We start from the raw sequence: 23,081 nt of genomic DNA on the forward strand, positions 1-23,081 counted from the left end.
GTTCCGAACCTAGAGTCTTGAAACGCAGACCGAAGCCCTATCCTCGAATGCAGGAACCTCGCTCTACCTTCAAATCTAAACTGGCGCCGTGATTCAGACTTTTTCAGTGCCATTGGACTTTAGTCCTCTCTTTTCCTAGGACTCGCATTCCTCACTACCAACCCGAATGACTGCACAAAAAACCCATAAAATAGGTTCGTAGTAAGGACTTTAGTCCTCTCTTTTCCTAGGACTCGCATTCCTCACTACCAACCCGAATGACTGCACAAAAAACCCATAAAATAGGTTCGTAGTAAGGACTTTAGTCCTCTCTTTTCCTAGGACTCGCATTCCTCACTACCAACCCGAATGACTGCACAAAAAACCCATAAAATAGGTTCGTAGTAAGGACTTTAGTCCTCTCTTTTTTGAGGACTAAAGTCCTCACTACAAACCAATCGAATGTACATCAAATCCAACAAAAAAACCTCACAGGTGGAGGTTTTTGATGATTATTCGCGCTATTGTGACAGGTTAAGACATCCTGTCCCTGCATCATGCCCACAGCGGGTTATACTGGAGCATTAGCGCAAATCTGTACGAACTGCGGGCTCGCGATCGTTCACTGTGGTAGTATAGCGGACATTTTCTTGGCGTTTGCGGGGCATCAAACCGAGCAAACCCGACAAGCCGAGCAAGCCTAGCCATCCCCAATCAAAATCGCGATCGTTCTCAGCACTGTAGACACCCGAGCGAGGAGTTGTGGTTGTAGTTGTGGTGTCTCTGCTGTTAGTACCAGGAGCAGTATTTGTCTGAGCAGAAGCTGGCAGATGAGCTGGAGCAATTGCTAAACCAGCAGCGATAATAGTGGCACCGATTGTTTTGGTTAAGTCAGAACGTTTCATAATTCAAATGCTCTCTGTTGGCTGCAAAAATCTTTAACTATCACCAATATATCGATCGGCAATTAAAGTTAAATCCACCTGTAGCAGTAAAGATTGATCAACTCCAGCTATTACTACAGATTGATCTCCAATTTTTTTTGAGCAAGCGCATCAAATGAAACGTGACTTGCTGTGGCCTTCGGGCAACAGACAAGGGCGGGCATTACAGCTTGGTTGCTTGTGAGATAGAAGCACCAAATATAATAGACAATCTACTGTTGACAAAAAAAGGTAAACTCAGGTATTGCACAGACAACACTTAAAGCTCGAACGACGGAGATCGAAACAAATTGGGAATAGAGCTACGCAGCTACGTATTTCTAGACAACTTGCAGCCGCAGCACGCAGCATACATTGGCACCATCGCCGCCGGATTTTTGCCGCTGCCGGGGGATGCGTCGCTGTGGATAGAAATCTCGCCCGGTATCGAAATTAACCGAATTACCGATGTCGCCCTCAAATCAGCCTCCGTGCGCCCGGGAGTGCAGATAGTCGAACGCCTGTACGGCTTGCTGGAAGTACACTCGGGCCAGCAAGGCGAAACCCGCGCCGCCGGGTTAGCAATTCTAGAATTCATCGGAGTCCGCAGAGAAGAATGTATCAAACCGCGAGTAATTTCCAGCCAAATTATTCGCAACATCGACCCCCACCAAACGCAATTAATCAACCGCAGCAGGCGCGGACAATTGCTGCTGTCAGGACAAACGCTTTATGTCTTAGAAGTAGAACCGGCCGCCTATGCAGCGCTGGCTGCCAATGAAGCAGAAAAAGGCGCATCGATTAACATCTTAGAGGTTCAGGCAGTCGGCAGTTTCGGGCGACTTTACCTCGGCGGCGCCGAACGAGATATTATCGCAGGTTCTCAGGCAGCAATTGCGGCGGTGGAAAGCGTATCGGGTCGAGAAAATCCAGCAATTTTTGGGCGCAAGGAGTAGGGGTTAAAGGAGATGGAATTATGGCAAACATACAGCATTTAGCGCTGCTAAAAAAAGGTGCAGTTACTTGGATAGAATGGAGAAATCTTAACCCCAATCTCGAACCGGATCTCAGCGAAGCTAACCTGGCATCAGTAAATCTCAGAGGCGCGCATCTCGGGCGGTCAAACCTGTTCAAATCTGACTTGTTTAAAGCTAAATTAATTGCAGCAAATCTCGCAGAATCTAACCTCAGTTTAGCAAATCTTACCGGAGCGCAACTGCTCGATACTAATTTAGTTAAAGCTAATTTAACAGGAGCTAACTTGCGAGCTGCTGACCTCCGGGGAGCTGATTTGAGCGGTGCTAATTTAATAGGAGCTGACCTCAGTGGTGCGAATATCCAACAAACCGATTTAGGAGATGCGAATTTGATCGGTGCGGCTATGTTTCGAGTTAATGCGATCGGCGCCAATCTCAATCATACTAATCTCAGTCAAGCTAATCTCAATCAAGCCGAATTTATTGAAGCACATTTTTACGCAGCTAATTTATCTAAAGCTAACCTCGGACAAGCTCATTTCACCGGAGCATATCTTTTGAGGGCAAATCTCAGTTTTGCGGACTTGAGTGCTGCCGATTTCCGGTGGACAAATCTCGGCAAAGCTGATTTGAGAGGGGCGAATTTGACCGGGGCAAATCTCAGAGGAGCGAACTTGGCGGGAGCTAATTTGGGCGGCGCTCATTTGCAAAATACAACCATGCCTGATGGCAGCATTGTTTCACCATCATAGGTTTGTAGTGAGGACTCGCATTCCTGACTACCAATCAAATTGCTCATCGACAATTCACGTTTGTAGTGAGGACTTCAGTCCTTCCTGTGACTTTGAGTAAATGCGGACTCGCATTCCTCACTACGAACCAAATTTTTGATCTGTAATTAATTTCTACCCGCTGGCGATACATTGTACAGTCCTCTAACCGGGCCCGGTGCTGCCTGCGGTTGTTGCTCCTGCCTCGGTACAAACGGCTCTGGGGCTGCTGCTGCTGGGGAAATCGGGAAACAGCCACTCGGTTGAGGCGCTATCTGGCAAGCAGGAGGTAAAGCCATGATTGAGGCGTCAAAGGGATTGGTGGCATCCGGGACGCGGAGAATCGGATCGCTAGAAACCTGCCGCTGCATGACTCGTCGGTACATCCCGTTGATGCGGCTGGCGTCCCGCTCCATTTCTTTTTCGGGAAAGGCAACGACGCCGCTAGGAGCACCGATGCCTAAATAATCGCCCAAGTAACCTTGCAAGCTGACGTTGTGGTAAAAATCTCCTGAAGCTTCAAAGAATTGTCGGTTGAAGTCGTCGCCAATTGGGTGAAATCGAGCTGGTTCTGCTTGAGCTCCTTTGGCTGATGCCACTGCGACAGAAGCGACAGCGAGAATCAACGCGCCACTCAGACTTTTTAACTTTTGACTCATATATTTCAGCTTCTAGATTAATTACGGTTCCAATATAAACTGATTATCGGCGGATTATTTGTGTTTTCTACACGGTGTAAGTTATGGATGCTGCTGATTTAAATGTGTTGCGCGATCGACTTTTGGATTTGTTGTGCGAGTTTGCCTATCGCGAGGGCGACTTTGTGTTGTCTTCGGGACAGCAAAGTTCCTATTATATCAACTGCAAACCGGTGACTTTGCACGCTGAAGGTGCTTTGGCGACGGGGCGCGTACTCCTCTCGATGCTAGCGCCCCAAGTGCAGGCTGTGGGCGGTTTGACGTTGGGTGCCGACCCGATTGTAACTGCGGTAAGCGTGGTTTCGGCTTTGGAAGGTCGATCGATTCCAGCGCTAATTGTCCGCAAAGAGACGAAGGGACACGGCACAATGGCGTATATTGAGGGGCCCGTATTACCAGAGGGGACGAATGTAGCGGTGTTGGAGGACGTGGTGACGACGGGTAAATCGGCGATGCAGGCGGTGGAAAGGTTGCGTGGTGCTGGCTATAAAGTCGATCGCGTGTTGTCTCTGATCGATCGAGAGCAAGGTGGAGATCAATTATATCGCGAGCAGGGATTGGATTTTCAGGCCGTTTTTACGATCGCCGATCTCAAACAATGGCTTAGTACCAAAAAATAGGGCTCTAAGTTTATTGTATGGTTGGTTGGGTTTGTTGGGTTGGGCGATCGACATAACATTATCAACGTAAATCTTGTCAGGGCGGGTTCACTCTAATCTCTGGTTTAAAACCAGAGAATTTGTCAACCCGCCCCCAGTCAGAGATTAGCTTAGCGCTACAGGTTCCTTAGCAAGAAACTTCTCCAACTCAGTCAAAGCATCAGCATCAACCTTCGTCTGCATCGGACAGAACTTAGGCCCGCACATCGAACAGAACTCCGCAGTTTTGTAGATATCCGCCGGCAAAGTTTCGTCGTGATATTCCTTCGCCCGTTCTGGATCTAATGACAGCTCAAATTGACGGTTCCAATCGAAATTGTAGCGCGCTTTGGAAAGTTCGTCATCGCGATCGCGCGCACCCGGACGGCCCCGCGCAATATCCGCAGCGTGGGCCGCAATTTTATAAGCAATCAGCCCGTTTCTGACATCCTCAGCATTCGGCAATCCCAAGTGTTCCTTCGGAGTCACGTAGCACAGCATAGCAGTACCGTACCAACCAGCCATCGCCGCTCCAATCGCTGACGTAATGTGGTCGTATCCAGGTGCAATATCAGTCACCAACGGCCCCAAAACATAGAAGGGTGCTTCCGAACATTCCTCCATTTGTTTCTTGACATTAAACTCAATTTGATCCATCGGCACGTGGCCAGGGCCTTCCACCATTACCTGCACATCATGTTCCCAAGCTTTGCGAGTCAATTGTCCCAAAGTTTTGAGCTCGGCTAATTGAGCTTCATCCGACGCATCGTGAGTGCAACCCGGGCGCAGAGAATCTCCCAAACTAAACGAAACATCGTATTTTTTGAAGATTTCAATGATATCGTTAAAGTGAGTGTAGAGAGGATTTTGTTTGTGGTGATGGAGCATCCACCGCGCCAAAATGCCACCGCCACGAGAGACAATTCCAGTCAGGCGATCTCTCACTAATGGGAGATGCTCAATCAGAATTCCGGCGTGAATTGTTTGATAATCAACGCCTTGTTGAGCGTGTTTATCAATGATGTGCAGGAAGTCGTTCGCCGTCAGACTTTCCATATTACCGTGAACGCTTTCTAGAGCTTGGTAAATTGGTACAGTACCGATCGGCACCGGTGAAGCTTTGATAATTGTAGTGCGAATTTCATCCAAATTGCCGCCACCGGTGGACAAGTCCATCACAGTATCAGCGCCGTATTTAACCGCTAGTTTAAGCTTGTCCACTTCTTCTTCCATATTGGAAGAGTTCGGAGATGCACCGATGTTAGCATTGACCTTGCATTTAGACGCAATGCCGATCGCCATTGGCTCCAAATTCGTGTGATTGATGTTAGCCGGAATAATCATCCGTCCCCGTGCTACTTCGGCGCGGATCAATTCTGCTGGGAGATTTTCTCGCTTAGCAACAAAGTCCATTTCCTCAGTAATGACACCTTGACGAGCATAGTGCATTTGAGATACATTGCTGTGCCCGTTACGCTTAGCGATCCATTCGGTACGCATATCTTATGTCCTTCCTAAACAGCTTCCCTCCGCTGGTATTACCCAGACTCAGGTTCTAAGGGTGTTTTCTCAGCCCGGATCTTCGGGCACCCCTAGCTTTAGGCATATGATACTATCACTTATGTTGGGCAAAGATTAAATTTTCATAAAAAATTCCACAAGTCTGTAAATATTTAAGAAATTTAAGAAATTTTATTAAATATTAAATATATTTAATTTTGCAATTGATAAATGATTGTAAAGCGCTGCTATCCCTAGGTAATCGGACTTTCCTTACTGGTGATATTTTTCCTGTCAAAAAAGTACGCCCAACCAGCTATCTCCTCGGGAATCGCCTTAACCCAAAATCAAATCAATACTGACTGCAAACTCTGGAAAAGCCAGCGGCGAGACTTGTTCCCCGCGTTCAATCTTTTGTACTGAAGTGTAGCCGTTGGCCGTCGGATTGCGGTAAACTTCTAAACAGTTCGCTTCCAGATCCCACAACCATACTTCCTGAATCCCAGAACGAGCATAGTTCGGTACTTTCACATCGCGATCGAAATCAACATTGCTATCTGAAACCTCTACCAAAAGCAACACTTCTGAGGGTATTGGATGCGCTGTAGCGTAGTAATCAGCACGAGGCTGTAGCAATACAACATCCGGCTGAGGTTCAGTTCTTTCTGTCAACTGAATTGGATCTTGAACACCCAAAATAGCAAGTTCTTCTGGAATTGCGCTCAACCGCCGGACTAAGCGCTTTACACAACTTGCATGACGAGTACCAATTGCTGCCATGACGATAATTTCTCCTTCGATCAATTCAACTCTATCATCTTCACCAAAAACACCAGCATCAGCCATCAGGTGATATTCTTGGACTGTAAATAGCCGTCTTTGCATTTGAACAGACATAACTATTCTCCTTTTTCAGCAGTTATTATTATTTTAGCATATTCGTCTGTAATATTAAATTATCTCTAGTAATCGGCGCAGCTATTCCCTGGGAATTTTCCTAACCCAAAATCAAATCTATACTGACTGCGAACTCTGGAAAAGCCAGCGGCGAGACTTGTTCTCCGCGCTCAATCTTTTGTACGGAAGTGTAGCCGTTTGGCGTGGGATTGCGGTAAACTTCTAAACAATTAACCTCAAGATCCCACAACCATACTTCCTGAATCCCAGAACGAGCATAATTTGGTACTTTCACATCGCGATCGTAATTAACGGTACTATCTGCTACCTCTACCAACAGCAAAATATCTTCGCTATTTGGCAGGGATTCTTCATAAAAATCAGCGCGACGTTGTACTAAAGCAATATCAGGTTGAGGTTCAGAATTATCATCAAGGCTAATAGGATTTTGCACGCGGATAATAGCACGTGTTCGCACCCGATCGCCAAAAAACTCTGTAAGGCGATCGACACGGGCGGCGTGGCGCCTACCAATTGCTGCCATTTGGATAATTTCTCCTTGGATAAGTTCTACTCGTTCGTTATCTCTAAATACGCCAGCCTCACTCATCAGGTGATATTCTTGCACTGTAAATAGCCGTCTTTGAGTCTGAATAGACATAACTATTCTCCTTTGTCAACAGTCTATCTAAGCTTACCACAAAAAAAACCACTCCAAACGGAGTGGCGAAAAGAGGAAAACTTTAAATGGAAAATCTTAAAAAAACATGGTTTAAATCACGCCATAGACTTATTAGTAGGACAAGCAATTATTGCCCTACTAATAGCCTTAGAGTAGAGTAATTGCCGTAGATGCCGGAGCGCCGATCGCACCAGGGCCAAAACCTAAGTTTACAGTCCCAGCAGTTAACCCAGGAACATTGTTAATTGTCAGACTCACGCTCGTTTGACCGGGATTAAAGTTCACCGCACCTCCCGAGGGTTTCTGAGCGTAGGGCCCGATAATGTTGAAGTCTACATTGTTCACGGGTTGACCGCCGCCGGGAGCAACAATCAAAAAGTCGATCGAAGCTGAAACCCCAGTATTGCCGCTGCGGTTAATCGTAAAAGTTCCAGCAGCGCCGTCAGCAACAGAACCAGGAGACGAACCGTAAGAGAAGAAAGTAGGAGGTACAGCAGTAGTATCAACGATCGACAACACCGCAGCCGAAGGACTCGCCAAAGTACCGCCGCTCAAGAACAAATTCATCGTCTCAGTAGGCTCTGCGATGCTATCAAATAAACTTTGAACCGGAACTTGGGCGCTAGCTTGTCCCGGTGCAAAATTCACCGCTTGAACTACAGCCGTATAATCAGGTTGAGAACCCCCAGCCAGAGCAGTACCGTCGCCCGTGCGGAACAAAATCGTGGCCGGTACAGAAAGATCGCCACCGCGATTGATCGTAATCGGAGCAGTTTGGCCCTCGTTGACGCTGTAAGTAGCCGCACTGAAGAAAAACGTGTTTTGACCCGGAGTCGGAGTCGGCGCAGGCGTTGGAGTCGGCGCAGGCGTTGGAGTCGGAAAAGGCGTTGGAGTCGGAAAAGGCGTCGGAGTCGGCGTCGGAGTCGGGACGGGCGGCACATCCAGAATCGTCAAAATTGACGGATTGCTGCCCACATTGCCGCCGCTGAGTACCAAATTTATTGTTTCTGACGATTCCAGAATCATGTCGCTCAGAGCTGCAATCGTGAAACTAGCGCTATTTTGCCCCGCCGCAAAGTTCAGCGAACCCGCCGCCACAGTGTAATCAGGTGCGGTACCGCTAGAAGTCGCCGAACCATCAACTGTAGCGTAGCCGATCGTCGCAGCAGCAGTACCGCCCGATCGAGTAACGTTAATCGTCGCCACACCGCCTTCACTCACCGTGTAACTCTGCTGGCTGAATTGGAAAATACTCGCAGGCGTTGGAGTCGGCGCAGGCGTTGGAGTCGGCGCAGGTGTCGGAGTCGGAGTCGGAGTCGGCGCAGGAGTCGGAGTCGGCGCCACAATGGCGTCAGAAATCCCCAGAATAGTCGCCGGCAAAGTACCCAGAGTCGCAGCGCCTACGGGAGCCTGAAGCTGCAAAATCGCCGTTTCAGTTCCTTCAGCTAAGCCATCAGCCACCAGATTAAAACTGATAGTCTTGGGCGAGGTTTCCCCGTCAGCAAAACTAACCGTTTGGGGCTGCGCCACATTGTAGTCAGCAGGACTCGCTTGACCGTTAGCTCCACCCGGAGAGACAGTATAGTTTACCGATACTGCGCCTTGGCTGCCGCCCGTGCGCGTAACTTGCACCGTAGCATTGCCGCCTTCGGTACCGTTGAAAGTAGGCTGGCTGAAGTTGAGAATTCCGCCGGGGGGAGTCGGTGTCGGCGTTGCAGGTACTGTCGGCTGATCGGAAATTCCAAAAATCGCCGCCGGCAAAGTGCCCAAAGTCGCGCCACCAACCGGAGGCAAAAGTTGCAAAATCGCTGTCTCAGTTCCTTCGGCTAAGCCGTCAGCTTTTAGATTGAAACTGATTTGAGCGGCAGTTTGTCCGTCAGTAAAGGTGACTGTCTGAGCGGGCGCGGCGGTGTAGTCGTCGGGAGTTGCGCCGTTGACTGCACTGGGAGTAATTATGTAGTTTGCCGATACTGCGCCCTGAGAGCCGCCGGTGCGCGTGACGTTGACTGTGACGTTATTTCCTTCTGTGCCGCTGTAGGTGGGCTGGCTGAAGTTCAAGACGCCTGCACCCACAACTGGAGTCGGGGTTGGGGCTGGGGTTGGAGTCGGTGTTGGCGTTGGCGTTGGTACCGGGAATCCGGCCGATTGGAACCACGCCGGATTCGCGCTCAGTTGGGCTGCGCTCAAACCTTGGATGTTGACTAAATACTCGCCGGTGCCGGTATCGCGAATGAGGGTGTTGCCGATCGCAATCCCATTCGATCCTGTACCATCAATAAACTGCAAATCGCTGAATTGCAGCCCGCCAAATAACTGGATGACATCATTTCCTGCCACTCGGAAGTCGGTAATTACGTCGGCATCGGGGACTCCGGGGCCGCCGGTGGTGGCTGTGGGTTTGCCGTCGCCGACTCGCCCGATCGCAAAAATGTCATTTCCGCCACCGCCGCTCATCGTATCAGAACCGAGGTCGCCGTAAAGCACATCGTCGCCGAGATCGCCCAGAATCAAGTCGTTGCCTTTGCCGCCGAACATCGTGTCATTATCTTTGCCGCCGAAGATAGTGTCGTTTCCGTCGTTGCCGAAAACGCTGTCATTGCCGATGTCGCCTCTAACTAAGTCGTTACCTTTGCCGCCGTATACTTGGTCATCGTCTTTACCGCCGTATACTTGATCGTCGCCTTCGTTGCCGTTCGCAATATCGTTGCCGGGGCCGCCGTATACCAGGTCATTTCCTGACCCTGCACTGATTGCATCATTGCCTTCTAGCCCGCTGATGGTGTCGTCACCCAGCAAATTTCCCAAACTAATTGTGCGTCCGTCTGGTAAGATTCCCGGCATCACATCGGGGCCGAGAGTTCCTGTTATGTTTGCCATTTTTTTTACTCCACAGGTTAATTTATTTTGCTTTTGGTAGAAGCACCTGTAGAGATTGTTCAGACTAAGATTGCGCGATTTTAATTGACAGATGAGCTGCTATAAAACCGGGGATTTATGTCAGTATTTATTATCTTTTTCCCGGCAAGTAATCGCTCTGTGCAATTTTATGCTGTGGCGCTATGTTTGCCACTGTATTTCCGATTCGATCTCTTGTTAAAAGTCGAGAATGAGAATGCTGTTGCAATGTTCCCGATATTTAAAGATTATTTCAACCCGAATTAATACTTATTCATCTTCCTAGAAAATGGCGCGACCCGATTGCAATAATTACGAAAAGTTGAGCTATATGTTTCTATTGAATTAAACAGTTTCAGGAAAAAATGTCAAAAAATAAAATATATAAATATAGGACTTACGCACGGGTACTCAGAAACCGGGTTTTTGACGAAAATCTTTCGTTTGGGCCCGCAGATTCGGCAAAAAACCCGGTTTCTTTGGCTCGATGCGTAACTCCTGAAATATTTGATGCAGCCAAAAATCTGCTGCACGCCTCCGCGTAGAGTTTGAATAAAAAAGTGTAGCTATCTGCGTACACTTTACGGCTAACTAACAGTCCGAATATTCATCGGATTGTCAGATAGTGTCCGGTGAATTACTATCATAAAAAAGATCGAATGAATTTTGTTGCGGTCAATTTCTGGGACACGATATATAGCAATCGCCACAGCGGTGAGGACATAAATAACCTCATGAATAGAGCCTAGAGCCCATAGCAGAAACCGTTTGATTTCCTTGACGAAGCAACTGTCCACTGTCCACTCTTCGACTCCCCTCGACTTCGCGGGCGGGCAAGTCGCGAGCGCGCAAGCTGTCAACTGTCAACTGCTGTATCTTTTTCGGCACCAGCAAATCCTTCTTGATCCTGCTTTAATTCTGAGGCAATTGCGCCTCGATCGCGCCAAGCTTCGGCATTTTCGGGTTTGATCGCGATCGCTCGATCGTAGGCGGCCATTGCTTCCTCGTAGCGATTTAATTGTGACAAAGCTGTACCGCTGTGGTGCCAAGCATCATAGGAATCCGGCTTCAGCGCGATCGCTTTTTGGTAAGCTGCGATCGCCTCTTGATAGCGCTGCAATTTTGTCAAAGATTCGCCTTTACCAAACCAAGCCTCGTAACACTCAGAATTCACGGCGATTGCTGATTCGTAAGATGCAATTGCGGAGGAGTGCTGCGACAGTTTCTCGAAAGCGGCGCCTCGGTTGTGCCACAGTTCAAAATCCTGCGGTTTAATCGCGATTGCTTTGTCGTAGGCGGCGATCGCCTCTTGGTAGCGCTGCATTTTTCCCAGCACGGCGCCTTTATTGTACCAAACTTCGTATTTGTCGGGCCGGATGCCCAAAGCTCGATCGTAAGAATCGATCGCCTCGCTGTAGCGCAGCAGTCTCCACAGCATATTACCTCGGTTGTACCAAGTTTCGTATCTCTTGGGATTTAGAGCCAGAGCGCGATCGTAAGAATCGACTGCGGCGGCGTGCTGCTGTACTTTACCCAGCATCGCGCCTCGGTTGTGCCAAATTTCGCTATCGCTTGCTTTGATAGCCAGGGCGCGATCGTAACTGGCGATCGCCTCTTCGTAATGCCGCAATTTTCCCAACAAAGCTGCTATGCTGTGCCAACAAGCGTATGTTCGCGACTCGCTGGAACTTGCTCGCTCGTAACTGGCGATCGCCTCTTCGTACTTCTGCAATTTAGCCAACAAATTCGCTTTATTATACCACGCTTCCCAGTGATCCGGTTTAATTAATATTGCTTGGTCGTAACAGGCGAGTGCTTCTTCGTGACGCTGCAATTTTATTAACACATTTCCGCGCCAATACCACGCCTCACCCAAATTATTATTCATTAAAATAGCTTTTTCAAAGCAGACTACTGCCCCATCATAATCGCCTTGAAGATAAAGCCCTTCACCTTGCTTGATATAATCGTCAGCAATCTGATTTTCGCCCTCGGTAGCAGGTGAAGTTTGCGAAGGTTGAGAATTATTTACCTGCGGTTGAGGTGCGAGTTTTACAGCTTCTTTGGCAACAACTGCCGGAACTTGGGAAATCTCTTGAACAATTTGCGATTTTTTCTCGTAAACTTCTGTCAGCAAAACTTGCAGGTGCATGAGAAATTGAGATTTGAGAGTCTCAATTTGCTCGACGGAAGATTTGGAAATTTCTGTTTCTCTAGTTAAAAAATCTATGGATTGTTTAGCTGCACTTAGTTGCGCTTCTAATTCATCCCGCAATTTTTGAGTCAGTTGGCTAGAATTGGTGAGTTCAGATTCCAACACGCCAATCCCGTGCAATCTTTTATTGGCATCCGCAACTAACTGTCTGACTACTAGCCTGCGGATTGCCCAAAAAAAGGCAATTGTCACTGGTGGAAATATCGTGCCCAGAATTAGCAAAATATTCAGCAGATTTATGGTATTGTTAAAACCATATCCAGATTCAGCACTGTCGCTCTGCGGTGAAATAAAATCGAAAGCGTCACGAACTTGAGGATTGTTTTTAACCCCATTGGCGATTAATTTACTCAGCCAGGTTTCTTGTAAAGATTTGGTCAGTTCGTCACCGGATGCAGCAGCAGTATTCCGGTTGGTTTTGGCCCCACCAGATAGCTCCGGCCCGGCGGCTGCTACCAGCAAACCAGCCGGCGATTTGACAGCACTTGGCTGCGAAAATTGTTCGTGGGCGATCGTCTCAGGCGCGCTAATTGACTCAGCCGGACGGGATGCGCTACGATCTACCGCATCCACAAAGTTCCTAGCCTGCGGTGTCCCACCCGAGACGGGACTTGCAGCAGGAGCAGCGTTAGCATTAGCAGTTAAATTCTGGGATGCGAGGGCGGCCAGAGTCAAGAGAGCTACATTTGAGACTCGCATAAACGTCAACTCATCTAGGAAAAATTAGTGCTGGTTTGTCAGCGATCGGGCGATCGGCCTTTATACTCTCAGCCTTGTACAATAACTGAGACCGGGAATACTGACTTACTATCTCTAAAATACGGGCTGCGTCTGACTTGTCAGGAAAAGTGCCAATAATTGTGGCCGTACAACTTCGGTCAAATAATATAGCATTTCGAGGGAAAGATGAGGTATTCACCGATCGATCTCTCAATCCATCAATCCCTCAATCTAAAATCTAAAATCTAAAATCTAAAATCTCTCCCTCTACCTCACCTTTTTGAGCCTCGGCTATATATTGTCCAGCCTCATCCGGTTGCATCAGCTTCGGAATGATGGGGGCGGCTTCACCAATCTGCACAATAGACTGATGGCAGATAACGCAAACTATGTTGAAATAGTCTGCGTTATCTGCCTTGCACCTGCGATTGACCTAGGAGTCAAACAGTTGTGCAATCACAGTCTCATTAGATCAATATCTGGGTGAACCAGCCCCAACCAACCAGATTTTTAACTCTAAACGCCAGCTAAAACTGCTGACAGTTGCTGATGTTCAGCCGTCGCTGCATCTAAATCAGCACCGTAAATTTCACAACTATTATTCGGACTTTCAATCAGCTTAATCTTGTGCAACTCTGCGCCCAATTCCCGAACGGGCGATCGCAACAATTGACCGATCCGAACTGCAATATTTTCGGCAGTAGGCACCACATTTTCAAAATAGGCAATATCCTTATTCAAAAAAGTGTGATCGAATGGTTCAACAACATAATCATCAACAGCTTTTTGCAAAGCTCCCAAATCAGCAATCATCCCAGTCCGCGCATCCATTTCTCCTTTAACCGTCACCTCTAAATGATAGTTGTGACCGTGACCGTTAGGCCGAGCACATTTGCCGTAAATTTCTGAGTTTTCTTCAAAGCTCAAATCGGGACGAGCTAACCGATGGGCGGCGCTAAAATGAGTAGACAGAGTTAAATAAGCTTCCATGCCATTTCCTAAATATTCAGCCCAAAGTTCCGGGTGTTCAAACAATTGAATTTTGCTCACAGGCAAATGAGGAGCTAGCCGCAGCCAAATTTGCCGTGCTATGTTTTCGGTAGTTGGCAGAGTCTGCTCAAATTCCGGCCACGCTTCGTTAAGGTAGGAAAAATCGAGATCCTGGATCACTTCCCGCTTGATGACGTGCTTGACATCAGACAAGTTGAGTACCATGCCGTACTCGTCGAGTTCTCCTATCATGGAAACGTAAAGAACGTAATTGTGTCCGTGTCCTGGTGCGCGCGCAGTTGGGCCAAACCGCTCAAAGTTCTCGGCTGCGCTCAATTCCGGCAGCCAGTACCGGTGACTCGCCGAAAACTGTGCCCGACGATTGATGATGCACTGCATAAAAGTCAAGTAGAGTAAGCTTGTTAAGTTCTGTAAAGGACTTACTCCTTTAAGCATAAACCAATTTTTGCTGGAATTTTTCGATAATTTTAGGGTGCTGTACTGAATGAAGTTCTACCAATTTTCTAGATACTGGCAACACGCCGCCGCCACATCCCCAGGCCCCGGAGAGCCCCAGCACACAGATATCCGGCAAAAAATACCGCTACAAAACAGTTTCTCGGCATCGGTTGCTAACGCATCACTTACCAGTCTTTGAGAAAGTGCAATTCATCAAGAGGTATAGTTGCGCCGCCCGTACCTTTTTGCAACATAGGGCTCAATCCAGTTCTAGTTTTTCGTATAAGCTCTGCGATAGTTAGCAGTTTGCCGTTCAATTGCAACGAAAACTCATCGCCCATTCGCCATCACCCACTCGCCATCACCAACTATTAATGAATTGGATTACTGAATCAGCCGATCGCTTTTTTGAACATTTTTGGGGTGCGATGACAACCCCGCTATTTTATGTCGGGGACACTCATCTGTCGATCGGCGCGATCGTCAAACTGATAATTTTAGCTTTATTTGCCTTCATTGTAGCTCGGATTATCAGTGAAGGAATCAAGCGCAGCCTGCTAGTTAGAATGGGATTGGATCGCGGCAGTCGAGAAGCAATTTCGACTATCATCAGCTATATTTTAGCAAGTATTGGGTGTATCTTTGTCATGCAAGGTGCGGGGATAAACCTTACTTCTCTCACCGTCTTAGCTGGCGTCGTCGGCATTGGTTTCGGCTTCGGCTTGCAAAATCTCGCCAGCAACTTTATCAGCGGTCTCACTCTGCTCTTGGAACACCAAATTAGAGTCGGAGATTTTATTGAAATTGACCATTTATTAGGAACAGTAGAAAATATTTCGATTCGTTCGACCATTATCAAAACTATTGACGGTCTTTTTGTCATTATACCAAATATTAAATTTGTCGAAACCAACATTATTAATTGGAGTTATAGAGACCCAAGATGTCGCCTTCATATCCCCGTCGGCGTTGCCTATGGAACTGACCCAGTATTAGTTACCGAAGCGCTGTTAATTGCGGCGCGGATAGAATCGAATGTGTTATCTCATCCTTCTCCTAAAGTATGGTTTCGCGGTTTTGGAGACAACGCTTTAAATTTTGAACTTTTAATTTGGATCGATCAGCCGCAGGAAAGCGATGCTATTAAAAGTGCTGTCAATTTTTTAATAGATTACGAATTTCGCCACCGCAGCATCGAAATTCCATTTCCCCAGCGCGATTTGTGGCTGCGAAACCCGCAAGACTTAACTAAACTTTTGCAGAACAATCACAAAGACGATAATTCTCAGGGTCAAGTTTTTCCGCAGAATACCAAACATTCAGCAGAAATAAAATCTAATTCCACCGTTTCCGAGCATAAAAATCCCGGGCCTAAATCGCCTAATAATTGGACGCTACGAGATTTGTTGCGGCGAGTAACTTATTTTGAACAGTGTACGGATTTAGAACTGCGACAGCTAATTGAATACGGGTACCGACAACTGTTTCCAGCAGGACAGATTGTCTGCAAAGAAAATGACCCAGGTGATTCTTTTTATATTATTCTTTCCGGTGCTGTCGAAGTGCTTTCTCAAAAAGCCGATCAGTATATCGCGACGCTTCACGAAGGGGAGTTTTTTGGGGAAATATCCCTGCTGTTGGGAACTCCTAGAACCGCGACTGTTAAAACTAGAGAAGATGCAATTTTGTTTGTGGTGGAACGCCACGACTTGCAAAAACTTTTGGTCGAACAGCCGAATTTGGCAGATCAGATTGCTCAAAAATTGTCGGAACGCCAGCAAGCTTTGAGAGATTTGGGATTGTTAGGTGATGACTCTCTCGATCACACTCCTTTTATTAAAATTAGGAAGCGAATTCAAGTTCTTTTTGGAATTTGACAGTCATTGGTCATTGGTCATTTGTTATTGGTCATTGGTCATTGGTCATTGGTCATCTCGCCCGAAGAGCGAAGCCGAAGGGTGGTCATTGGTCATTGGTCATTTGTCATTGGTTATTAGTCATTTGTCATTGGTCATTTGTCATTTGTCCAACTTCCTTCCGTGCGAGTGTCCTCGCGCTCGAACCTCCAACGTCCTTGGGAATTGGGAAATTTTTCCCATCTCCCGCTCTCCTTCAACTCACTAACTTCTGATTTTTAATTCATCCTGTGCTTCCCGCCGCAGTCTAGCGGCAATTCTAAAGAGTTCTTGGCCTGTGTGCAAGTGGCGATCGTCATAATTGAGGGTAAATAAATGCAATTCTTCTATCCCGTCGCTCACTTGATTGATGCAGTAGTAGAGATGGGCCGCCACTCCAGCAACATTAGATGGATTTGGCATCGCCCTTAGAAAGTTCTGAGCTTTTGAAAGAAACTCGCGGCTGCTTTCGATATAAGCTTGAAACTTTTCTATCAGTTCGTCATCGAAGGGATCTGCTGACAATTCGTTTATTTCCTTTTTCAGCGGCTTCAAAATGCTGTTGAGCATTCGATTGACTGGTTTGTATACTTTAATCAGCCACTGTTCCATTTGTTCGTCGGCGTCGCGTGCTGCTTGTTGTTGCTGGCGGCTGATGTTTGGTGTCCAGGGTGATTGCTGTTCGCTGGGCTGCGAAATTTGGCGATCGTAAGATTGTCTTTGCTGCGCGTCTCCTAATATCTCATAGGCTGCATTGAGGCGGACAATCTCTTCGTGACCGGCTGTCGAACTCTGGCTGTCTGGATGAAATAATTTGACTAAACGGCGGTATGCTTGTTTAATCTCGGCTTGGGTTGCGGTTGGGCTAATTTTTAGGGTTTTGTAGTGATTGGTAACGGAAGACACGCTCTTATTTCCTTGAAATCTAGATTATCTGCGAAAAAATGCTTGACAAAAATATCATTATTTGCTAATGAATTAGGTATTGATATGATATAAATGCCAACTTTTTAGGTAAAAAACCTCTGTTTTTAGACTATCATAAATCTTAAAATATTGATGCTTTGGAAGTGGCAAGCCGAGCCATATGAGCGATTTATCTAGCAGCAGCTACCAGCCTATATTTAAGTCTAGCGCCACAAAATTCAGGCTAGTCAAGTAATGTTTAAAAACGGAGAAAAATTGAATTTAAATCAATTAATTATATATTTTTATAGCGTAAGGATTCAGGTAACATAACTCCTTCCTGGGTAAAGACTTTAGATATGTAGATTGATGCTAAAAAAATCTCTATTGTCACTATTATTGGGAAAAAATGCGGTTTATCGTCACAACAGTGACAATGAACCTTTGCGCGACACAAGCCCTAATTTTACCCTGCAACCCTTGCCATACAAGCGTTGGATCTGCAATGTTTTTGATCTGAATCCTTACCTTTCATCAATTATAGAAGAAACTCGCTAGTTGTATTCTGGGGAATTTATTGTGTCATGGCGGACTGTGCACGGCAAAATTGCTTCAAGAACACGATCGCTCCCAACAGCTTCGCTCAAACATTTTACCTGCAACAACTGAGGCAGACTAGAAAAGCAGCGATGTCCTGAGTTTCCTCTAGGAAATCGCGATCGACTGTTTGATTGTCATACCCAAGCTGTCAACGGCGATCGACAGCCAAGCAGGGCGTACCCGGTACGCCCTGCATTCAGTTTCTACGACTTGCGCCGAAGGCTAGTTTAGTTGACAGCCACGGCTAGACTGAGTTCTGGATCTTGGAACAAAGGAGTGCTCAGATAGCGTTCGCCGAAACTAGGCTGAATCATCACAATCAATTTGCCTGCATTTTCGGGACGCTTGCCGACTTTCAATGCCGCACACAGCGCCGCACCGCTGGAAATACCGGACAAAAGTCCTTCTTCTCGGGCTAAGCGGCGCCCGTAGGCGATCGCCTCGTCATCTGTCACAATTATCACTTCGTCGATCGCATTGACATTCAGCACCGGCGGTACAAAACCAGCGCCGATACCTTGAATTTTGTGAGGCCCCGGCTTGCCGCCCGATAGTACCTGACTGTTTGCAGGTTCAACGGCGATCGCCTTAAACTCAGGTTTCCGTGACTTGATCACCTCTGCAATACCCGTAATCGTGCCACCAGTGCCGACTCCAGCAATCAGGATATCGACTTCGCCCTCGGTATCTGCCCAAATTTCCTCAGCCGTTGTCGAACGGTGAATCTCCGGGTTCGACGGATTCCGAAACTGCTGCAACATATACGCATTCGGAGTTTTGTCTACAATCTCTTGAGCGCGCCGGATGCAGCCGCTCATGCCTTCAATGCCGGGAGTCAGTTCTAGTTGGGCTCCGTAAGCTCGTAACATCGATCGGCGTTCCGTGCTCATCGTATCGGGCATTGTCAAAATCAACTGGTAGCCCTTAGCGGCCGCCACCATGGCTAGAGCAATTCCGGTATTTCCCGAAGTCGGTTCGACTAAAACCGTTTTACCCGGAGTAATCAGCCCTTCTTTCTCGGCTTGATTGACCATATTGACACCGATGCGATCTTTCACCGATGCAGCCGGATTCATGCCTTCGAGTTTGACTACAATCCGAGCCAAGCAACCTTCGGCTTGGGGAATGCGGTTGAGTTGCACCAGGGGGGTGTGCCCCACCAATTCTGTAATGTCGCCAGCAATACGCATAATTTTTGTCAGTTGGTTGTTGAAAGTAAATCTTAATTCCTAGTTGCCGATACTAACTAGATGTAATACATAATATCGAGCTGCCGCCTGCCATTGCGTTTTTCGCGCAGATCCTGTAGCGTATATTTTTGCAACACTGAGTTAGCAGTCGATCGCGCTTCTTGCCAAACTTCCCAAATCACCGCACTTTCTAGAGTTTGAGCAGGCGAGTCTTTTTGGGAGCGATCGAACTCTGAGCCTTCGAGACAGTTGAGAATGTCTAGCAGCGTGATTTTCCATGGTTCCCGCGCCAGCAGGTAACCGCCCTTAGCTCCTCGCTGGCTGCGAATCAACCCGCAGCGTCTCATGGTAGCCAGCAACTGTTCTAAATATCGATCGGGAATATTTTGCTGAGCCGCTATCTGGCGAATTTGCAGGGGTTCGCCTTCCTCGTAGCCATCGGCGAGCTCCAGCAAAGCTAAGATTGCGTATTCGCTTTTACAGGAGAGTTCTACCATAATATTTGCTTACAATACCCTAATTCTCAACTGCTTGCTAAAAGTTACTCAAAGGAAGGAAGAGAGCTAATTGATGTTCACCCACAGGGCTACGCCAGCAGTTGGCTATCCCAATATCGGTAAGCTATCCCTCTGGCTGTCGGGGGTTCCCAGTTTAAAATAGCAATAGTGGCATGGAGTCATCGAGCCTCTACCTAACGCCCTGCTGGGCGATCGTCAATTCTGACATTAAGTAGCATATCTTGTTTTTGACAGCAGTTCCATGAATTTTTAGCACTGGGAAATCATTGATTAACTAGCACTCTTATCTTCCATAGATTTTGCAATTCAACTTGAATCTGCTTGGTTTAGGGATAGTCGCGCGCCCGGAACGAAACAATCTCCGTATATTTTTTTCAGATTGTTTTGACTGCCTAACTTTCCGAATGCAACTGTATTGATTGACAATCAAGTTTAGGGCAAAATTTATAAAATCCCAGCTCTGCAAGTGCGCTTGCAAGTTTACGGTTATAAAACATCATCCCCAACACATTCGAGCCTTCAATCTTAACAATTTTGAATAGTCTTGGACGCACGGGGTCAGAAACCCGGTTTTTACGAGCAGACGCGTTGTGATTCCCAAGTTTGGGAAAAAACCCCGTTTCTTTGTCGGAGTGTGTCCAGGACTGTTGAATGTCTTTCCTACATAGTTTTAGGTGGTTCAAGAAGTCTTTACAAACACAATATCTTCGTGGGTGCGGGCGACTTTTATGCGTGTAAGTTGGCGTTTTGACTGCTACATTTCCTAGAACGATATCTGCATAACCCATCTTTTAAATCAATCAAATGATTTTGATAGACCCTGGCAGACAATTCATTCAAGTTTGTAAATCAGAGTTGTTTCTTGACGCGATGGGTCAAAATTTTCTTGATTTTATCGATCGCTTTTGACTCCGAAGGCGATGCGCCACCTTCAACAAAACTCGTTTAAATCAGCGCGGTGAGCCATCAAGGTCGCTGTTCTTTGATTTAATTTGGGCAACGATGGTTTGAGGGCAAACATACTGGGATACTCCAATTAATTCAAATGCCTGGGTCAGAATTTCCGCCTCAAGTAGTTGCAGCCAATAGATTTAGACAAGTTTACCAAAGTAATTGGAGCCAACGAGTAGGGTTCCCAAGTCAGGCATTAAAAATTATCCTCCATGTTGAGTTAACAATGATAACTCCTAACTCTTTATTATACTCCGGTTTTCCACTGAACTTAATCGAGTTTCACAAAATACAGAAACTGAGAATTCCTACCCCGCACAAAAAAGCCCTGCATGAGGCAGGGCTAACATTGGCTAAAGTTGTCAGCAGAGAGGGTATCACCCGCCCTGCCCGGTCTAACCTGCTCTTAGAACGTAAAAGTAGTTCTCAGAGTACCAATAATGATGTCGTCATTATGGCGGTCTTGATTCGGGTTCGTAATCCAAACGACGCCCGGAGTCAGAGAGATGTTGTCCGTAAGCTGGTACTTGTAGAAACCTTCAATGTGCCACGAAGTATCATTGCGGAAGCTGCGCAAACCGCTCGGAGCATCAAGTTTATTCAAGTAAGGCTCGCGACCTACCACAAAACCGAGCAAGTTGCCTTCTTTTCCTAAATCAGGCAAAGCCAAGGTAGCAGCGTAGTTCCAAATTCTGGCATCGCCGATACCGAGAATGCGAGCATTAGTTAAACCAGCCCAGCCGCCAACGATAAATCTCGGGCTCAGGCGCAAGGAAGCCTGAGCGCCGTAGGAGTTGCTGACTACTTTGCGAGCGCGGAAGCCGTTGGCGCCGCCAAAACCTTCGCTCAAGCCGTTCAGGGAATTAGCCACGCCCGTACCGGTGAAACCGCCTAGGTTGCCAGGCCCGTTCCCCAAACCGTTGTCAAACCCGAAGTTACCTCGGTTAAAGTAACCGTGGTTGTAGTTGACAGCAAATTGTAAGTTGCGTGCGGGAGTAAAAGTCAACTGACCCATGGCTGTGTAGCCGCCGTTGAACAAGCCTCCACCCCTGGCAGGACTGGCTGCATTTGAGGCCAGATAGCCGAAGGATAGAGAAGTCGGGCCGAACACGCCGCCCAGCAAGCCCCTGCCACCGAAGGCATAGTCAAAGCCGATACCCGCGCCGCCACCCAAGCGATAAATTGGGTTGCGCTGTCCGAAGGCACTCAGGGAGCCGTTGCCGCCGTCAAAGTCTTCAAAGTAAGGGTTTACAGTCGGAATAATGTCGTCCCAAACGACAGCGTTAGCTGCCAGGGTAACGTTTAGGTTCCGACTCATGGGAAACTTGTACAGCAAGGTGTCCAAGGCAACAACGTTGTCGGTTCTGCCGACTACATTCCAAGTTTGAGTACCTTCGCTGGTAGCCCCAAGGTTAAATCTTTGACCGTTGCCTACTTGAAGCCTTGTCAGCAACAAATCTCTGCCGGTAAAGCTCGTATTTAAATTCAGACGAACCCGCTGTTGGAAGACGGCTTGATTGTTACCTCTGCCGATTCTGGAGTTGTCTCTCCCCAACAAGCCATCCTTACCACCAAAGTCGTCGCTGAGGGCAAAAATTGCTTCCCCAGTCAGCTTGGTAGTAGTTGAGAATTGGTTGGCTTCAAGTTCGGATGTCCGAGCTTCCAGAGCATCGACGCGACCCCGCAGGGTTGCCAGTTCCGCTGCAAATTCTTCTTGGAGCCGTTGGAGGGCTGCCAAGTCATCTTTGGTCGCTAAGTTGGTCGTACCTGCTTTAATTAGCTCGTTAACTTTGTCTAAACAAGCATTTAAACCGGCGGCGAATTCGTAGCGGGTCATTGCTCGGTTGCCGCGGAAGGTGCCGTCGGGATACCCGGCAATACAGCCGTAGCGCTCGACTAGGGATTGCAGTGCTTGGAATGCCCAGTCTGTGGGCCGCACGTCGGAAAGTTGAGATACTGAGGTAACTTGACCTTGAGTTTCGCCGCCGGCAGTACCTTCGCTGCTGTACTGGTTGAGCTGTTCTAATGTGGCGGCTGGGTTTGTGGGAGCTGCTGGGGCGGCTGTTTGAGCTAGAGATTCAGCCTGTTTGGGCACAATTTGTTGTGCCTGATCTGCCGCTGTCGGGGCAGTTGTTTCTAATTGAGCTGCGCCCAATATCTCTGGGACAGCGGTAGCTGCTGGGGCTGAATTTTCTACTGGTTGAGCGACTGTTGGCTCAACTGCTGCTTCATATTCGCTTGCAGGTTGTGATACTGCTGCGGGATTTGCCGCTGCGGGGGCTATGTTGGCTGCTGCGATCGGGCTTTGTGTTGCGGCAAAGCCCGAAGCTGCGATGGCTGGCTCTGTTTTGTCGCCTGCTGCTTGGGAAATTTCTTGGACTGGCTCTGATGCTGCGGTTGTTTCGTCCGCAGCAGCTACAGCATTGACTTTGGCTTCGGAGGTTTGGGCCGTTTCAGCTTTGGCAGCTTGAGGCTTGAGCGCATCAGCAGCTTGCTGAGCGTCTGCTGCCATCGCGCTCGAAGAAACTACTAGGGTAGCTCCTAAGACTGCTGGGCTGATTAGTAGGTAACTCCACAAAAATTTCGACATATTCACTCTCATCCTCACACCGATTACAGAGAAACTTTTCGAGTCTTCTATGTGGTCAGTAGTTGCTAAACCAGCATACTTTAAAAAG

General features: G+C 47.6%; 18 protein-coding genes and 1 riboswitch. Of the genes, 5 read left to right on the plus strand and 13 right to left on the minus strand.

The annotated features are described in order from the left end of the window. Positions 1–563: 563 nt before the first annotated feature. Positions 564–884 (minus strand): WGxxGxxG family protein, encoded by a 321-nt coding sequence (locus QZW47_RS21135; protein WP_293130883.1) that lies wholly within the window; start codon positions 882–884, stop codon positions 564–566. 329 nt (positions 885–1,213) lie between these two features. Here QZW47_RS21135 and QZW47_RS21140 point away from each other — a divergent pair, with 329 nt between their 5' ends. Both QZW47_RS21140 and QZW47_RS21145 read left to right on the plus strand, forming a co-directional pair. Then, positions 1,214–1,858: a hypothetical protein gene (locus tag QZW47_RS21140; RefSeq protein WP_293130886.1), complete on the plus strand. Its 645-nt coding sequence runs from the start codon at positions 1,214–1,216 to the stop codon at positions 1,856–1,858. Positions 1,859–1,878: 20 nt separating this feature from the next. Beyond that, positions 1,879–2,631 carry a pentapeptide repeat-containing protein gene (locus QZW47_RS21145; protein ID WP_293130889.1) on the plus strand — a complete coding sequence of 251 codons (753 nt, stop codon included), beginning with the start codon at positions 1,879–1,881 and terminating at the stop codon, positions 2,629–2,631. Positions 2,632–2,777: 146 nt separating this feature from the next. On the opposite strand, the gene QZW47_RS21150 is transcribed toward QZW47_RS21145, so the two are convergent. After that, the gene (locus tag QZW47_RS21150) at positions 2,778–3,308 is read right to left on the minus strand and encodes a hypothetical protein (RefSeq protein ID WP_293130891.1); all 531 of its coding nucleotides are present in this window, start codon (positions 3,306–3,308) and stop codon (positions 2,778–2,780) included. 83 nt (positions 3,309–3,391) lie between these two features. On the opposite strand from QZW47_RS21150, the gene pyrE reads away from it, so the two are divergent. Further along, entirely contained in the window at positions 3,392–3,967 is a 576-nt protein-coding gene (gene pyrE, locus QZW47_RS21155) for an orotate phosphoribosyltransferase (RefSeq protein ID WP_293130893.1), read from the plus strand. Between the two features lie 144 nt (positions 3,968–4,111). Here the strand turns inward: pyrE and thiC are convergent, their stop codons facing one another. The 4 genes from thiC to QZW47_RS21175 form a co-directional block, all read right to left on the minus strand. After that, a complete protein-coding gene (gene thiC, locus QZW47_RS21160; protein WP_293130895.1) occupies positions 4,112–5,485 on the minus strand; it encodes a phosphomethylpyrimidine synthase ThiC in 1,374 nt (457 codons plus the stop codon). A gap of 7 nt (positions 5,486–5,492) precedes the next feature. Next, a riboswitch (TPP riboswitch) is annotated at positions 5,493–5,589 on the minus strand. Between the two features lie 232 nt (positions 5,590–5,821). Beyond that, positions 5,822–6,382 (minus strand): Uma2 family endonuclease, encoded by a 561-nt coding sequence (locus QZW47_RS21165; RefSeq protein WP_293130898.1) that lies wholly within the window; start codon positions 6,380–6,382, stop codon positions 5,822–5,824. 100 nt (positions 6,383–6,482) lie between these two features. Next, positions 6,483–7,043, minus strand: a complete 561-nt coding sequence (locus QZW47_RS21170) for a Uma2 family endonuclease (RefSeq protein WP_293130901.1) — start codon at positions 7,041–7,043, stop codon at positions 6,483–6,485. Positions 7,044–7,211: 168 nt separating this feature from the next. Beyond that, positions 7,212–9,941, minus strand: coding sequence for a Calx-beta domain-containing protein (locus QZW47_RS21175; protein WP_293130904.1), 2,730 nt, complete (start codon positions 9,939–9,941; stop codon positions 7,212–7,214). Positions 9,942–10,324: 383 nt separating this feature from the next. Here QZW47_RS21175 and QZW47_RS21180 point away from each other — a divergent pair, with 383 nt between their 5' ends. Continuing rightward, positions 10,325–10,504, plus strand: coding sequence for a hypothetical protein (locus tag QZW47_RS21180; protein WP_293130907.1), 180 nt, complete (start codon positions 10,325–10,327; stop codon positions 10,502–10,504). Positions 10,505–10,815: 311 nt separating this feature from the next. On the opposite strand, the gene QZW47_RS21185 is transcribed toward QZW47_RS21180, so the two are convergent. The 3 genes from QZW47_RS21185 to QZW47_RS21195 form a co-directional block, all read right to left on the minus strand. After that, positions 10,816–12,873 carry a tetratricopeptide repeat protein gene (locus QZW47_RS21185; protein WP_293130910.1) on the minus strand — a complete coding sequence of 686 codons (2,058 nt, stop codon included), beginning with the start codon at positions 12,871–12,873 and terminating at the stop codon, positions 10,816–10,818. A 259-nt stretch (positions 12,874–13,132) separates the two neighbouring features. Continuing rightward, on the minus strand, positions 13,133–13,255 hold the full coding sequence (locus QZW47_RS21190) for a hypothetical protein (RefSeq protein WP_293130913.1): 123 nt from the start codon (positions 13,253–13,255) through the stop codon (positions 13,133–13,135). 155 nt (positions 13,256–13,410) lie between these two features. Further along, positions 13,411–14,283 carry a 6-carboxytetrahydropterin synthase gene (locus QZW47_RS21195; protein ID WP_293131131.1) on the minus strand — a complete coding sequence of 291 codons (873 nt, stop codon included), beginning with the start codon at positions 14,281–14,283 and terminating at the stop codon, positions 13,411–13,413. Positions 14,284–14,717: 434 nt separating this feature from the next. On the opposite strand from QZW47_RS21195, the gene QZW47_RS21200 reads away from it, so the two are divergent. Continuing rightward, on the plus strand, positions 14,718–16,220 hold the full coding sequence (locus QZW47_RS21200) for a cyclic nucleotide-binding domain-containing protein (RefSeq protein ID WP_293131134.1): 1,503 nt from the start codon (positions 14,718–14,720) through the stop codon (positions 16,218–16,220). A gap of 243 nt (positions 16,221–16,463) precedes the next feature. Here QZW47_RS21200 and QZW47_RS21205 read toward each other — a convergent pair whose 3' ends face one another. The 4 genes from QZW47_RS21205 to QZW47_RS21220 form a co-directional block, all read right to left on the minus strand. Further along, positions 16,464–17,144, minus strand: a complete 681-nt coding sequence (locus QZW47_RS21205; RefSeq protein WP_293130916.1) for a J domain-containing protein — start codon at positions 17,142–17,144, stop codon at positions 16,464–16,466. A gap of 827 nt (positions 17,145–17,971) precedes the next feature. Then, positions 17,972–18,934: a cysteine synthase A gene (cysK, locus tag QZW47_RS21210; protein ID WP_293130918.1), complete on the minus strand. Its 963-nt coding sequence runs from the start codon at positions 18,932–18,934 to the stop codon at positions 17,972–17,974. 56 nt (positions 18,935–18,990) lie between these two features. Next, positions 18,991–19,431: an Rrf2 family transcriptional regulator gene (locus QZW47_RS21215; protein ID WP_293130921.1), complete on the minus strand. Its 441-nt coding sequence runs from the start codon at positions 19,429–19,431 to the stop codon at positions 18,991–18,993. 1,378 nt (positions 19,432–20,809) lie between these two features. Continuing rightward, positions 20,810–22,993, minus strand: a complete 2,184-nt coding sequence (locus QZW47_RS21220) for an iron uptake porin (RefSeq protein WP_293130924.1) — start codon at positions 22,991–22,993, stop codon at positions 20,810–20,812. Between the last annotated feature and the right edge of the window lie 88 nt (positions 22,994–23,081).

It is taken from the genome of Microcoleus sp. bin38.metabat.b11b12b14.051, from assembly GCF_013299165.1.
Taxonomy (GTDB): Bacteria; Cyanobacteriota; Cyanobacteriia; order Cyanobacteriales; family Microcoleaceae; genus Microcoleus.

Excerpts from the sequence above, each read along its gene's own strand:
- QZW47_RS21135 (WP_293130883.1), bottom strand. The coding sequence starts at position 884 with ATGAAACGTTCTGACTTAACCAAAACAATCGGTGCCACTATTATCGCT.
- QZW47_RS21145 (WP_293130889.1), top strand. The coding sequence starts at position 1,879 with ATGGCAAACATACAGCATTTAGCGCTGCTAAAAAAAGGTGCAGTTACT.
- QZW47_RS21150 (WP_293130891.1), bottom strand. The coding sequence starts at position 3,308 with ATGAGTCAAAAGTTAAAAAGTCTGAGTGGCGCGTTGATTCTCGCTGTC.
- pyrE (WP_293130893.1), top strand. The coding sequence starts at position 3,392 with ATGGATGCTGCTGATTTAAATGTGTTGCGCGATCGACTTTTGGATTTG.
- thiC (WP_293130895.1), bottom strand. The coding sequence starts at position 5,485 with ATGCGTACCGAATGGATCGCTAAGCGTAACGGGCACAGCAATGTATCT.
- QZW47_RS21165 (WP_293130898.1), bottom strand. The coding sequence starts at position 6,382 with ATGTCTGTTCAAATGCAAAGACGGCTATTTACAGTCCAAGAATATCAC.
- QZW47_RS21170 (WP_293130901.1), bottom strand. The coding sequence starts at position 7,043 with ATGTCTATTCAGACTCAAAGACGGCTATTTACAGTGCAAGAATATCAC.
- QZW47_RS21175 (WP_293130904.1), bottom strand. The coding sequence starts at position 9,941 with ATGGCAAACATAACAGGAACTCTCGGCCCCGATGTGATGCCGGGAATC.
- QZW47_RS21180 (WP_293130907.1), top strand. The coding sequence starts at position 10,325 with ATGTCAAAAAATAAAATATATAAATATAGGACTTACGCACGGGTACTC.
- QZW47_RS21185 (WP_293130910.1), bottom strand. The coding sequence starts at position 12,873 with ATGCGAGTCTCAAATGTAGCTCTCTTGACTCTGGCCGCCCTCGCATCC.
- QZW47_RS21195 (WP_293131131.1), bottom strand. The coding sequence starts at position 14,283 with ATGCAGTGCATCATCAATCGTCGGGCACAGTTTTCGGCGAGTCACCGG.
- QZW47_RS21200 (WP_293131134.1), top strand. The coding sequence starts at position 14,718 with ATGAATTGGATTACTGAATCAGCCGATCGCTTTTTTGAACATTTTTGG.
- cysK (WP_293130918.1), bottom strand. The coding sequence starts at position 18,934 with ATGCGTATTGCTGGCGACATTACAGAATTGGTGGGGCACACCCCCCTG.
- QZW47_RS21215 (WP_293130921.1), bottom strand. The coding sequence starts at position 19,431 with ATGGTAGAACTCTCCTGTAAAAGCGAATACGCAATCTTAGCTTTGCTG.
- QZW47_RS21220 (WP_293130924.1), bottom strand. The coding sequence starts at position 22,993 with ATGTCGAAATTTTTGTGGAGTTACCTACTAATCAGCCCAGCAGTCTTA.